Origin of the sequence: Streptomyces sp. NPDC058685 (assembly GCF_042714725.1) — a bacterium.
In the GTDB taxonomy this organism is placed as follows: domain Bacteria; phylum Actinomycetota; class Actinomycetes; order Streptomycetales; family Streptomycetaceae; genus Streptomyces.
This window is the reverse complement of the sequence record NZ_JBHXSL010000017.1, coordinates 1-12,736: the sequence shown is the minus strand read 5'-3', so window position 1 is coordinate 12,736 and position 12,736 is coordinate 1. Positions and strand designations below refer to the sequence as shown.

General features: G+C 72.5%; 12 protein-coding genes. 2 read left to right on the top strand and 10 right to left on the bottom strand.

The window, feature by feature from the left end; genetic code table 11:
* Positions 1 to 33 precede the first annotated feature (33 nt).
* Complete coding sequence (locus ACFWU3_RS16575; protein ID WP_384437244.1) at positions 34 to 1,485, top strand: glycoside hydrolase family 26 protein; 1,452 nt, start codon at positions 34 to 36, stop codon at positions 1,483 to 1,485.
* Positions 1,486 to 1,495: 10 nt separating this feature from the next.
* On the opposite strand, the gene ACFWU3_RS16570 is transcribed toward ACFWU3_RS16575, so the two are convergent.
* The 10 genes from ACFWU3_RS16570 to ACFWU3_RS16525 form a co-directional block, all read right to left on the bottom strand.
* A complete protein-coding gene (locus ACFWU3_RS16570; protein ID WP_384437242.1) occupies positions 1,496 to 2,644 on the bottom strand; it encodes a GNAT family N-acetyltransferase in 1,149 nt (382 codons plus the stop codon).
* On the bottom strand, positions 2,644 to 3,312 hold the full coding sequence (locus tag ACFWU3_RS16565; protein WP_384437239.1) for a lipopolysaccharide biosynthesis protein: 669 nt from the start codon (positions 3,310 to 3,312) through the stop codon (positions 2,644 to 2,646). Before ACFWU3_RS16565 ends, ACFWU3_RS16570 begins: the two co-directional genes overlap by 1 nt.
* On the bottom strand, positions 3,309 to 4,463 hold the full coding sequence (locus ACFWU3_RS16560) for a glycosyltransferase (RefSeq protein WP_384437502.1): 1,155 nt from the start codon (positions 4,461 to 4,463) through the stop codon (positions 3,309 to 3,311). The genes ACFWU3_RS16565 and ACFWU3_RS16560 overlap by 4 nt, the downstream gene beginning before the upstream one ends.
* A 5-nt stretch (positions 4,464 to 4,468) precedes the next feature.
* Positions 4,469 to 5,215, bottom strand: a complete 747-nt coding sequence (locus ACFWU3_RS16555) for a polysaccharide deacetylase family protein (RefSeq protein ID WP_384437237.1) — start codon at positions 5,213 to 5,215, stop codon at positions 4,469 to 4,471.
* Complete coding sequence (murJ, locus tag ACFWU3_RS16550) at positions 5,205 to 6,818, bottom strand: murein biosynthesis integral membrane protein MurJ (RefSeq protein ID WP_384437234.1); 1,614 nt, start codon at positions 6,816 to 6,818, stop codon at positions 5,205 to 5,207. Before murJ ends, ACFWU3_RS16555 begins: the two co-directional genes overlap by 11 nt.
* Positions 6,815 to 8,200: an O-antigen ligase family protein gene (locus ACFWU3_RS16545; protein ID WP_384437231.1), complete on the bottom strand. Its 1,386-nt coding sequence runs from the start codon at positions 8,198 to 8,200 to the stop codon at positions 6,815 to 6,817. Before ACFWU3_RS16545 ends, murJ begins: the two co-directional genes overlap by 4 nt.
* Before the next feature lie 2 nt (positions 8,201 to 8,202).
* A complete protein-coding gene (locus ACFWU3_RS16540) occupies positions 8,203 to 9,681 on the bottom strand; it encodes an exopolysaccharide biosynthesis polyprenyl glycosylphosphotransferase (RefSeq protein WP_384437228.1) in 1,479 nt (492 codons plus the stop codon).
* Positions 9,678 to 10,892: a glycosyltransferase family 4 protein gene (locus ACFWU3_RS16535; protein ID WP_384437225.1), complete on the bottom strand. Its 1,215-nt coding sequence runs from the start codon at positions 10,890 to 10,892 to the stop codon at positions 9,678 to 9,680. The genes ACFWU3_RS16540 and ACFWU3_RS16535 overlap by 4 nt, the downstream gene beginning before the upstream one ends.
* Before the next feature lie 63 nt (positions 10,893 to 10,955).
* Positions 10,956 to 12,044, bottom strand: coding sequence for a DUF3344 domain-containing protein (locus ACFWU3_RS16530; RefSeq protein WP_384437220.1), 1,089 nt, complete (start codon positions 12,042 to 12,044; stop codon positions 10,956 to 10,958).
* Positions 12,045 to 12,111: 67 nt separating this feature from the next.
* Entirely contained in the window at positions 12,112 to 12,267 is a 156-nt protein-coding gene (locus ACFWU3_RS16525; RefSeq protein WP_384437217.1) for a hypothetical protein, read from the bottom strand.
* 21 nt (positions 12,268 to 12,288) lie between these two features.
* Here ACFWU3_RS16525 and ACFWU3_RS16520 point away from each other — a divergent pair, with 21 nt between their 5' ends.
* Positions 12,289 to 12,582, top strand: coding sequence for a hypothetical protein (locus ACFWU3_RS16520; protein WP_384437214.1), 294 nt, complete (start codon positions 12,289 to 12,291; stop codon positions 12,580 to 12,582).
* The last annotated feature ends 154 nt before the right edge of the window (positions 12,583 to 12,736 follow it).

Genomic DNA, 12,736 nt, shown 5'->3' with positions numbered 1-12,736 from the left:
GTCTGACAGGCCGCCAGCTCGCAAGGAGGAGCCATGACCCAACGGCGCCGGCTCACCGGCACCTGCATCGGGACGGTTGCCGCCGGTCTCCTGATCTCCGTGGGCGTGTACGGAGATCTGCCGGCGGGCGCCGCCCCGGCCGACGACCCGACGCCGGCCCCGGTCAGTGCCTCGTCGGTGGCCATGGGCGCCTATCTCCACTACGGCCCGGACGGCCTCCGGCGCATGGCGGAACTCTCGCGATGGCTCGGCGGCGCGGAACTGAAGGTCGGTCACACCTATCTGCCGGGCGACCTGTGGACCAACATCGCGGGCGGCTCGCAGTTCCTGGACGAGTGGGCCCGGTGGCGGCGCGGCGCGGAGGACCGGCTGTTCGTCCTCAACGTGCCCATGCTGGAACGGAACGAGGCGCGCGTCCCCGACCACGAGGTCCGCCGACTGCTGAGGGCGGGTGCCGAGGGTCAGTTCGATCACCACTTCCGGACTCTGGCAGGCCGTCTGGTCGACCTGGGTGCGCCGGACACGGTGATCGTGCTCGGCTGGGAGATGAACGGCATCACGTACACGCACCGCTGCGGCCCGGATCCGGCGTCCTGGAAGACGTACTGGAATCGCATCGTCACGGCCATGCGTTCGGTGCCGGGGCAGAAGTTCCGCTTCGACTTCGCCCCGAACCGGGGGACGGACGCGATTCCCTGGACCGAGTGCTATCCGGGCGACGACGTCGTGGACATCATCGGTATGGATTCGTACGACCAGGCTCCCGGACGGACGTTCCAGGAACAGGCGACGGCTCCGTACGGACTGCAGCAGCAGGTCGAATTCGCTGCGGCGCACAACAAGGCGATCTCGTACCCGGAATGGGGACTCTTCCGGAACGGCGACAACCCCGAGTACATGCGCGGAATGCTGGAATGGATCGAGCGGCACAAACCGCTCTACCAGACCATCACAGACTACTGTCCGCACGGCGTCTGGCAGTGTGATGACAACCCCAAGTCGTCGATGGTCTTTCGGTCGATGCTGTTCGCGAAGCCGGTTCCTCCGACGCCGCCTGTCGTGCCCACTCCCCCGGTCGTGCCGACTCCTCCGGTCGTGCCCAGTCCGCCCGTCGTGCCGGTGCCCGTCCCCAAGCCGACGCCGAAGCCGGCCGAGACGACACCGGTGCCGGTCCCGACGCCCGTGCCTCCCACGCCCACTCCCACACCGACTCCCACACCGACACCGACCGCTTCGGTGACGCCGAAGCCGGTCGAGACGACCCCCGTCCCGGCCACTCCGACCACGCCGGCCGCGCAGCCGACCCCGTCCTCCACGCCGGTCAAGCCGGCGCCGAAGCCGACACCCACCGCGCCGCCCAAGGAGACGAACTCCATCGAGTGGTGCTTCCCGGTGAGGCTCGGCGCCTGGTTCGGACAACAGGGCGCGGGCGTGTACGACCGGCAGATCTGCATCCGCGTGCCGCTGCCCGGCAGCGGGTTATAGCGGGCACGGTCTAGCGGGGCCCGGCCGCCCGCAGGTCGTTCAGGCGGGCGCGCCACTGCTGCGCGGCGGGGAACCGTGCCTTCACGGTCCCCGCCGCGTGGTCGCGCCACTGGGCCCGCCCGGCGTGCAGGGAGAGCGCCGGCCCGAGCCGGGACGGTGCCATCAGCAGCCGCTGGTTGGTGACCGCCTCGGGACGCCAGTGGTTCTTGTACGACTCCTTGCCCCGCAGCAGGCTCACCACCCTGCGGCCGGTGGCCGCCGCCAGGTTGACGTCGTGCCGGAGCAGCATGGTCGCGACGTCGATCTTCTTCTCGCGCAGCTCCGGGTGGGCGCCGTAGAGGTAGCCGCCGGTGAGACCGTCGGACATCAGAGCCACGTTGGCCGCCACGACCTCGCCGTCCAGCCGGTACTCGGTGAGGGCGGCGTTTCCGTCGCGGACCAGCCGGCGGGTCGCCCGCACCAGATGTTCGGCGAACCTGGGGCGCAGATGCTCGACCGTCACCCCGCGTCCCCGCCACTGGAGTTCGTGCAGCCGCAGAAGGTGCTCCATGGCGGCGGGCACCTCGTGCTCGGTGACGGTGTGGCCCTCGATCTTCAGCGCGTCGATCTTGCGCAGCTTGGCGCGTACGCGCTGGGCCCGGCTGGCCGGCATGCGCTTGACCAGCTCGTCCATCGGCTCCGCGGGGAGCTCCAGACAGACGGAGTCGGTGAGCCGTCGCCGGGGGCCGGTCCAGCTCTCGTAGAGCCGTTCGGCAGCCGCCCCGGGCCGTACCTCGCGCAGATCGATGACCGCGTGGCGGGCCGCGTGCCGAAGTCCCCTCTCCAGGGCCTCGATCGCACAGTCCGCGTGCTCGTCGTCGACGAGGATGTCGCCGTAGTCGGAGATTCCGCCGCCCAGGGACACGAGCAGCGGCATCGGACGGTGGACGAGCATCAGTGGAGCGGCCGCGATCAGCCGCCCGTCCAGGCGTACGAGTACGATCCGCAGCCGTCCGTCCGTGCCGTAGGAGAGCCACCAGGACTCCAGCCAGGCGTGGCTCTGGAACGGTGTGGCGGTGGAGCAGCGGCGTTGCAGCTCGTCCCACTCCGGCCGCAGCCGTGCGAAGTCGCGCTGGTCGCGGACCAGCGTGACGGCCAGGCCCTCCCGTTCCGCGTCCATCAGACCAGCTCCCTCTCGGCCGCGACGGAACCGGCCGGGGCGGGAACGGTTGTCGTGGCCGAGGGCCTGCGGCCGCGGCGGGGGCGCACGAGCAGGAACAGCCCGCCCAGGAGCCCTCCGGTGCAACCGCCCACGGCCGCGGCGAGAGGGGCCGACGGGGAGACGGGCTCTGCGGGCGGGATGGCCGGGGAGAAGCTCATCAGCCGCACCCCGGTGTTCTTGGCCACCTGGTTGCTGCTGACGAAGACGGCGTCGGCCACCGCGTTGGCGAAGTCGGCGGCCGCGGCGGGCCGGTCCGACGTACCGGTGATCGCGATCATCGGCGAATCGGGCGAGGTCTCGGTCCGCACCTTGCTGCGCAGGGTCTTCGGGGAGACCCCGGCGGCCACGCGGGCGCCCGCGAGGGTGGAGTCGCTGGTGGCGATCCGGCCGTACGCCTGCGCGAAGCCAAGGGCGGCGCCGGGCTGGGCGTCCTTGTCGGAGACGGCGACGACATAGCTGGTGGCCGCGTACTGCGGTGTCGCCGTCAGGCCGTACACGGTGCCGCAGAGCGCACCGGCGAGTACGCACGCGGGCAGCGGCCACCACCGGGGCAGCGAGGTGTTCCTGGCGCGCAGCCGGCCGTGCCCTCGACGGGTGGCGGGTTCCTGCTGGGGCGACTCGGTCATCGGCGTGTTCTCTCGGTCGAGGGGGTGGGCATACGGGAAGGGCTCGCGGTGAGCGCGTGCGCGTAGACGTCCATGAGGCGTTCGCTGCTGCGGGCGATGTCGTAGTGGGCGACGGCCGGCGGCGGATCGAACCGCTCCGCCGCGGCCGTCATCCGCTCCCGCAGGAGGGCCGTCAGCTCCTGCGCGGTGCCGTCGATGCGGCGTGCGCCGGGTGCCTGACGGGACGGCAGGTCCTCGACGGCCGGGCAGGTGCTGTGCAGCACGGGCAGACCGGCGGCCAGCGCCTCGACCACGGCGAGCCCGAAGGCCTCCTCGCGGGAGACCGAGACGAACACGTCCATGGCGCTCAGCAGCGCCGGGACGGCGGGGGCGGCCGCGCCGGCGTGGGCGTCGCACTCACCGAGGAATCGGATGCGGTCGGCGGCGTCGAGCCGGGCGGCCAGGGCGTTCAGGGTGGTCAGTTCGGGTCCGTCGCCCGCCACCAGGAGCCGGGCGCCGGGGAGCCCCGCCACCGCGCGGACCAGGACGTCGAAGCGCTTGCCGGGCACGAGGCGGCCCACCCCGCCCACCACGAAGGCGTCCGGCGGGATGCCGAGCCGGGCCCGGGTGGCGAGCCGTTCGGTGGCGCTGAAGCGGAAGCGGGCGGCGTCGATGCCGTTGGGGACGACATGGATCCGTTCGGCGGGCACGCCCCAGTCGGACAGCCGGGCCGCGACCGTGTCGGAGACGGCGACGGTCGCCGAACCCAGCCGCTCGGTGCCGAGGTACAGCGCACGCGTCGGGCGGGTGAGCGGCCGGCCCTCGATCTCGGCCTGCCCGAGCGAGTGCTCCGTGGCGACGGTGGCACGGACACCCGCGAGCCGGGCCGCGATCCGCCCGTAGACGCAGGCGCGGTACAGATGCGTGTGGACGAGGTCGTACGCGCCCCGCCGGATCAGCCGGGTCAGCCGGGGCAGCGCCTGGAGGTCCCGGTTGCCCCGCATACCGAGGTGCAGCACGTCGACGCCGTCCGCCCGCAGCCCGTCGGCGACCGCACCGGGGTTCGTCAGCGTCACCACGTCGCAGTGCACCGGAAGATGGCGCAGCAGCACCCGCAGCTGCTGCTCGGCACCGCCCGCGCCGAGGCCGGTGATGATGTGCAGCGCCTTCACCGCGGTCACGTCCCGAGCCGGTGCCGCAGCCGCTTCACCGTCAGGCGCAGCCCCTGGTCGGCCTGGCTGATGTGCGTACGGGGCAGGGCGTGCGGACCGGCCAGGGCGCCGGGCCGGATCGCGCAGCCGTAGGAGTAGCCCGCTTCCCGCACCGCTTCGACGGCCCGCTCGTCGACCGTGCCGTACGGATAGCAGAAGCCCTCCGGGACCGTGCCGGTGAGCTGGTGGATCCATTCGCGGCTGCGCAGGGTCTCCTGGCGCAGGACCTCGTCGTCGAGCGTCGTCAGGTCGACGTGGTAGAGCCCGTGGGAGGCGATCTCGGTCCCGGCGGCGGCGGCGGTGTGGATCTGCTCCTCCGTCAGCAGCGGCTTGCGCGGGCCCTCCGGGTCCCATTCGTTGTTGCCGCCGAGACGCCCGGGCAGGACGAAGAGGGTGGCCGCGCAGTCGTGGCGCTCCAGCACCGGCACGGCCTCGTCGACGAAGTCGGCGTACCCGTCGTCGAAGGTCAGACCCACGAGGCCGCGGTCCTCGCCGCGGGCGCGGGCGCGCATCAGGGTGCCGACGCCGACGCCGGTCAGCCCGCGGCGGCGCAGCCACCCGAGCTGGAGGTCGAGCCGGCCGGGGGCGACGGTGATGCCGTAAGGGTCGTCCGTCGGATCGGCCACCGAGTGGTACATCAGGATCCAGGGCCAGGCGGAACGGCCGGTGCGGGTGGGTGCGACGGGGTGCGTCTGCGCCGTGTCAGCGGACATGACGGATCCTTTGCCGGGTCAGGGTCAGCAGATGGAGGACTTCCGGGGCTCTGACCGCGAACCCCGTGACGAGGAAGACTGCGGGCACCAGCAGACAGCCGGCGACCGTGCTGAGCAGGGGGTCGGCCACCAGTGGAGCGGTCAGCCCGCCGGCGAGGGCGGCGACGGCGGCGGCGACGGCGAGCCGGCCGAGGGAGACGCCGATGGAGCGCACCTCGATGGCGATCACCCGGGAGCCGAGACCGCACAGCAGCAGTACGGCGGTGGTGGAGATGCCGGCGGCATTGGCCGCCGCGATGCCGTACACACCGAAGCGGCCGACCGCCGCCGCGCCCGCGACGATGGTGACGAGCAGACCACCGGCCATCGCGGCGGCCGGGTACCAGGTGGGCCGCCCGGCGGAGAAGAAGGGCCGGCCGAGCGCGCCGACCAGACAGTGCCCGAGGAGCCCGGTGGCGTAGACACGCATGACGGTGGCCGTGGTCTCGGTGTCCTGCGCGTCGAACGCACCGCGCTGGAACAGGACTTCGATGAGCTGGGGGGCGTAGCCGAGGACGAGGGCGGTGCCGAGCAGCACGACCATGCCGGCGAGCGCCAGATCGTGCTCCACCCGGCGGCGGGCGCGTTCCCGGTCGCCGTCCGCCATCGCCTTCGCGACCACCGGGAAGGTGACCGTGCAGATCATCAGCGACAGCACCATCGGCAACTGGGCGACTTTCTGCGCGTAGTTGAGATGGGAGATCGCACCGCCGGGCAGGGACGAGGCGAGGAACCGCTCGACGAGGACCTGCGACTGCCGGCTGACGGCGAAGAGGACGACCGGCGCAAGGACGGCGAACCCGATGAGCGGCGGGGCACTGCGCTGCCGGGGGATGCGCCTGGCGCGCCTCGGCCGGGTCCCGGCCACCCGCCGGACGAACGACGGGAGTTGTACGAGCACCATGAGCAGCCCGCCGACCGCGACCCCGGCCGCCGCGGCGCGTACGCCCCACAGGGAGTGCAGCGCCAGAGTGGTGGCGATGATGCCGACGTTGTAGGCGAGATAGACACCGGCGGGCGGCACGAAGGTGCCGTGTGCTCTCAGGGCCGCGCTGAAGTACCCGGCGATCCCGAAGGTGAGAACGGTCAGCGCGGTCAGCCGGGTGCAGTCGACGGCCAGTTGGGGCTTGTCGAAGCCGGGGGCGAGCACCCCGACGACGAGCGGCGCGCACACGATCAGCAGGGCGGCGGCGCAGGCGAGCAGTGCGAACAGCCGGGGCAGGGTGGCCGTGACCAGCTCCCTCACCGGGTCGCGCGCGCGGTCGGCGGCGCGCCGGGCCAGGGCGTGACTGAAGGCGGGCACCATCAGCAGCGCCATCGCGTCCTCGATGAGGAGCGTGGACGCCATCTCGGGCACGGTCCAGGCGATCAGGAAGGCGTCGCTGTCGGTGCTCGCGCCGAAGATCTGGGCGATGGCCTGGTCGCGTACGAGACCGAGGAGTGCCCCGGCCGCGGTCAGACCGGCGGTGACGGCGGCGGCCTTGGCGAGGAAGTTGCCGAGCCGGGGCGGCTCGGTGCCGGTCGGTGCGGGCCGTACGACGGGTCCGGTGCTGGTGTCGTTCACGCGGCGGTCTTCTCGTCGCGAGCGGCCAGCGCCCACCAGGCGGCGAGGCCGAGGACCACGCCGGTGAGGACGGTCGAGGGGCCTCCGATGTCCGCGTACAGGAAGTCGACGGTCTGCCAGAGCATCAGTCCGACGGCGGCCAGCCCGCAGTCCGCCGCCGCCGTGCGCACCCGGCGGGCCCGGACCAGTCGGCGCACTCCGCCGACGAGGACGGCCGCCCAGCTGCCGACGAAGGCGGTGAGGCCGATGAGGCCCTGCTCGCTGAGGACCAGCAGATACATGTTGTGCGGCGACAGCAGGGGCTGCTTCTGGAAGGCGTGACCTGCGCCCGCGGTGTCGCTGCCCGAGGAGAGGCCGATGGAGGCGTGAGAGTCGCGGTGGGCGGGGAAGCCCTTGAGGCCGACGCCCGCGGCGGGCTGCTCCCGCCACATGCTCGTCGCGGCCTCCCACATGGTGTACCGGTCGGTGACGGAGCGGTCGGGCGCCGCGGTCACCTGGGTGATGCTGCTGAGCCGCTGGGAGATCATCTCGGATCCGACGCCGAATCCGCCGACGAGCACGACGCCGAGAGCGGTGAGCACGGCGAGTGCCCGTACGGCCTGGCGCAGCCCCGTCAGCAGGATCATGGCGAGGGCGGCGACGGCGGTCGCGATCCAGGAGCCCCGGCTGAACGACAGCGCCAGGGGCACGATCAGCACCCCGGCCGCGGCCGGGGCGAGAAGACGGACCTTGCGGGGCGTCCCGGCGGGCGGGCGCAGCGCGAGGGCGGCGGCGGCCAGCAGTCCGTACGCGACGACCGTGGCCATGCCCATGACGTCCGTCGGTCCGAAGGTGCCGACGGCCCGGATGTCCTCGCCCATGTACGAGGCACCGGTCCCGGTGGCGTACTGGTGGATGCCGATCGCCCCCTGCACGAGGGCGAGAGCGGTGAGGCAGCCGATGACGACACGGAAGTCACGGGCGTCGCGCAGCAGCAGCACGACGGCGGCGGGCACCAGCACGAAGACCTGGAGGTAGCGGACGAGGCCCGGCAGGCCGGCCTGCGGATCGGCGGCGGTGACGGTGGCGACGGCGAACCCCACGGCGGGGATGCCGAGAACGATCGCAGCGACCGGGGTCAGCGGTCTGGCCCGCATCCGCATCACGCGCACCAGCGCGAACAGCACCAGCACACCGGAGGCCAGGTCGGCGGGTGCGAGGCCGCCGGAGCCCGCCTGGCTCTGCGGGCCGAGCGGGGCGGCGAGCAGCAGGACGGTCACGATCAGCGGCAGCAGCGGCCACCAGTGGGCCGCTGCCCGGCGGACACGGTCGGCCGTCGGCGGGGGCCCCGCCGGGGGGCCGGCGGGCAGGACGGCGGGCTCGGCGGCCCACATGACGCTCATGCTCAGCTGCCTCCGAGCCGGAACAGCGAGACGGCGGTGCGCGCGAGGATGCACACGTCCTGCCAGGGCGTCCAGGTGTCGATGTAGTGGTTGTCGAAGCGGGCGCGCTCCTCGATGGAGGTGTCACCGCGCAGTCCGTTGATCTGGGCGAGGCCGGTGATGCCGACGGGCATCCGGTGGCGCGCCTGGTAACCGGGGTGGATCCGGCTGAACGTGGCGACGAAGTACGGCCGTTCGGGCCGCGGGCCGACCAGGCTCATGTCACCGCGCAGGACGTTCCACAGCTGCGGCAGTTCGTCGAGCGACGACTTGCGCAGCACGGTGCCGGTGAGGCTCATGCGCCGGTCGCGGGCGACGCTCCAGCGGGTCGCGGACTCGTGCTCGTCGGCCGGTCGGATCGTGCGGAACTTCAGCAGCACGAACGGCCGTCCGTCCAGGCCGATGCGCTCCTGACGGAAGATCACCCCCGGCCCGTCCGCGAACCGTACGGCGAGGGCGCACACCGCCATCACGGGAGCCGCCGGGAGCAGCGCGACGGCGGCCAGGACGATGTCGACGACACGCTTGACGGCACGGGCGACGGGCCGGTGCAGCCCGGCGTCGAGGGGCTGCGCCGAGAACCCCCACAGATGGTCCTGCCCGGCCGCGCGGTACGCGGGCCTCCCGGCGGCCGCGCCGCCGTCGACCAGCCAGAGGCGGCAGCCGTGTTCGGTCAACAGCGGCACGAGCGCGCTGGTTTCGGCGTCGCAGTTCGGCTCCGTGGTGAACACGGCGTGCCGCACGGAGTTCTGGATGACCGCGCGGGTGACGTCCTGCCTGCCGACCAGCACGGGCAGCGGCCCGGACCCGCCCTGCGCCGGTGTCCGTCGCAGGGCCACCTGACCGACCGGCCGCATCCCGTACTCCGCGTGCTCGTACAGCGCGTGGACGACCTGTTGGGCGAGCGGCCCGCCGCCGATGACCAGTGTCGACTGCGGCCGGCGCGCGGCCGTCCAGCGCCGGAAGCGGTAGACGAGCGAGCGGGCGCCACAGCAGAGCACGGTCTGCGCGACGGCGGCACAGGCCAGCGTGGTCCAGCCGGTCGCGTACCCGCCGCTGTACGCCGTGAGCGCCTCGGCCACGGCGATCCACTGCACCAGCGCGAGCAGGCCGACCGTCGGCAGTTCGGTGAGCGCCGAGGGGGACAGGCTCGGCCGGTAGAGGCCGCGGCATGCCTGCGCCGCCGGCTGGAGGACCGCGAGGAGGCCGAGGACGACCGGCGGCCAGGGCAGCCGGGGAAGCAGCAGACCGGCGGCGAGCGCCACGGCGAGCACGTCGGCGGCGAGCAGTGCCAGGACCGGACCGCGGCCGTCGATGCTCCGCGGGCCGAGCGCCGCGGCCTCGCCGTCGGAGGCCCTGCGGGGCGGGTGGATCGTGGCGGCCGGGCGCTGGACGGCCCTGGCCTGGGCGGCTCGGGGCGCGGGGGCACTCTCCGTCGTCATCGTGTGATGCGCTTCCTCGTCAGGGGGCGGGGCGAGCTCAGAAGGTCCTGGTAGAGGCCGGACACAGCGGCGGCGGTCTGCCGTACGTCGCAGGTCGCCCGCATATGGGCCTTCGCCTCCCGGCCCAGCACACGGCGCAGTTCCGCGTCCTGGAGCAGCCTGCCGAGGGCGGCCGCGAGGGCCGGCGGGTCGTCCGGCGGTACGAGGGAGTGGGCCTCGTGGCCGGACGGCAGACTCTCCCGCGCCCCGCTGACGTGGCTCAGCACGACCGGCCGTCCGCAGGCCATCGCTTCGAGCGGGGCGAGCGCCATGCCTTCCCAGCGGGAGGGAAGGACCACGAGATCCGCCGCGCGCAGCCACGGCCTCACGTCCCGGACCGCTCCGGCGAACAGGACGCTGCGCGGCGCGGTCCCGGTGAGCCGTGCTCGGTCGGGGCCGTCCCCGGCCAGCACCAGCCGGGCGTCGGGGGCCAGTTCGCGCACCCGGGGCCAGGCGCGCAGCAGGACGTCCTGACCCTTCTGCCGGCACAGCCGCCCCACGCACAGGACCAGCGGGGCATCGGCGGGCAGGTCGCCCAGCTCGGGCAGGGCGAGCCGTGCCCGCTTGCGGCGGGCCTCCTCGTCGATGTCGTCGTGCGCCTCACCGTCCGTGTCGTCCTGCGCGAAATGACCGAGGTCGATCCCGTTGGGGATCACGGCCCAGCGGGCGGCGATCCCGGCCCGCTCCCCCGCCTGCCGTTCGCTCTCACTGACGCAGAGCGTCCGGGTGCTCCAACGGGTGCCGTAGCGCTCCCACGTCAGCGCCAGCCCGGCCGCGCGCCCCTCCACCGCGTCGAAGGACCAGGCGTGCGGCTGGAAGACGGTCGGCACCCGCCCCCGCACGGCGAGCCGGGCGACGAGCCCCGCCTTGGCACTGTGCGCATGGATCAGCTGCGGACCCGTGTCGCGGATCAACCGGGACGCGGTCAGAACCTCTCCGGGCAGTCCGGGACCGGGGGCGCGGACCGCGGACCAGATCCGCACGCCCGCGCCGGCCGCCGCGGCGCTCTCGGCGAGTCCGCCGCCGGACGGGCAGGCCACGACCGGCCGCAGCCCTTCGGCGACCTGAGCCCGGACAAGGTCGGTGACGACCCGCGCGACTCCCCCGTCCACCGGCTGGACCAGGTGAAAAATCGTCAGTTGGCTCGGCTCAGCCCGACTGCTGTGCGGCACGTGCGGCTCTCTTCGGACGTGGACTGTGGATCTGGCTCAAACGAGCAGGGCCGCATCGGAATGTCAGCGGCGGGTGTCTGCCTGCACGAAGAGAACGCCGAGGAAGTATCCGAGGTTTTCGGCGTTGAACCGGAAAATCAAACTCGTCCCACCGGACACGAGTGCGGGCCCGATGTCGAACACGTCGGAGTCGTATCCCAGTGTGTTCATATGGCCTGGTTGACGGCTGATCGCACCGGCCGGATCGGCGATCGTGGAGTTCATGACATCGGTCGCCGGATTCGCGGAATCGGAAATACCGAACGCCTTTCCGCCGGGCGTACGGACGTCCACCCGGTCGCCTTTCCGACCACGGTCGCCGTCGTACGAGACGATCCCGGCGCGGCCCTTTCCGCGCGCGGGGACACGCAGACCGCCGACCTGGACCTCCTGGATCCTGCGCCGGGCGTCCAGCGTCTCGAAACCGTCCCAGAGCGAGATCTGACGCAGCGGCTCCGCGCCGTTCTCGTACGCGACGACCAGCGTCCAGCCGCCCCAGGCACCGGCCTTGGAGTGCCCCATGGCGACATTGATCTGGGCGACGGTGTAGAGACCGGAGCCGCTCTGGCGCACCAGTGGAGTCACGTCGGCGGACGCCTGGTAGACATCGCTGCCGGCCGTGTCTCGGTGGGCGACGCGGGTGTCGGCGAGAACCGCCTTGTACCGGCCGCCGGGTTCGGCGATCAGGATCCGGCCGTTGTCCTTGGGCGGCTTCTGCTCACTGACCCGCAGGTTTCCGCCCCAGTACAGACGGGCGTACGTCACCCGGGAGTGCGCCGGCAGATCCAGCACGGCCCGGCTGGAGTTGTAGGTGTTGGGATCGTCGTCCTCGTCGACGTAGAACATGTCCCAGTCGTTGTTGGCTCCCGCGCCTCCCGCGCGGACCGCCGAACACGATGTCGCCGAAGGGGACTTCGGGCTGCGGCAGGTGATCGCGGAGTTGGCGGTGCGCACGACACCGCCGTGCTGCACGGCCTGATACCGCTGGGTGAAAGGAAGGCGAGGCGATTCCTCAACCGGGGCGGCGCCGGCCGGAAGGGGAGCGGCCGAGAACGCCAGGCAGAGCATGGCGCCGAGGGCGCCTCGCGCTGCGAAGCCGGTCGACTTCGACATGTACGGCTCCCCATGTTCGATCAACGCGACAAATCAGAAGGCACTTTGTCAGAGATCGGGTGGAAAATCACGCAGGGCTCGCTCTCTCCGTGAACACACCGGCGAGAAGGCCGCACAAGGGCAGACGTTCGACACCGAAGAACAGTTGATACGAGAATTCGAGCAGGGGTTTCTCCGGCGTCGAGGGCTCGTTAGCCAAGCCGACGATGGCGATGAACGCCACGGAGAAAGGGATACGAAAAAGATGAAGCACTCGAGGATTGCCGCGCTCGTTGTCGGCTCCGTCGCCGCGATCGGGTCGGCCTCCCCCGCACTCGCCGCCGACATGACGGCCATGCCCCCGATGAGCCTCAACGGCGGCCTGACCAAGGCGCTCTCCTCGACGCAGGATCTCGGCCAGGCGGACACCTCCGCGGTGACGGACGTGGCCCGGACCGTGACCGACCTCAACAACGTCAAGGGCCAGGCCCCGCAGCAGGTGCTCAAGACCGCGGCCTCGCTGACCCCCATGCTGGGCGGGGTCGAGCTCGGCGGCTGAGCCTGCCGTCACGGCACGAATGCGAGCCGGGCGGGGTGCGCAGCCACACGGCCGCACCCCGCCTTTGTCGTGCCCTCGCCTTGTTTCGTGTCCCTCGTGCCGAGCCGTGTCGTTGCCGGGCGGCCGGACACAAGGGTGGCGCCCCGGTCAGGAC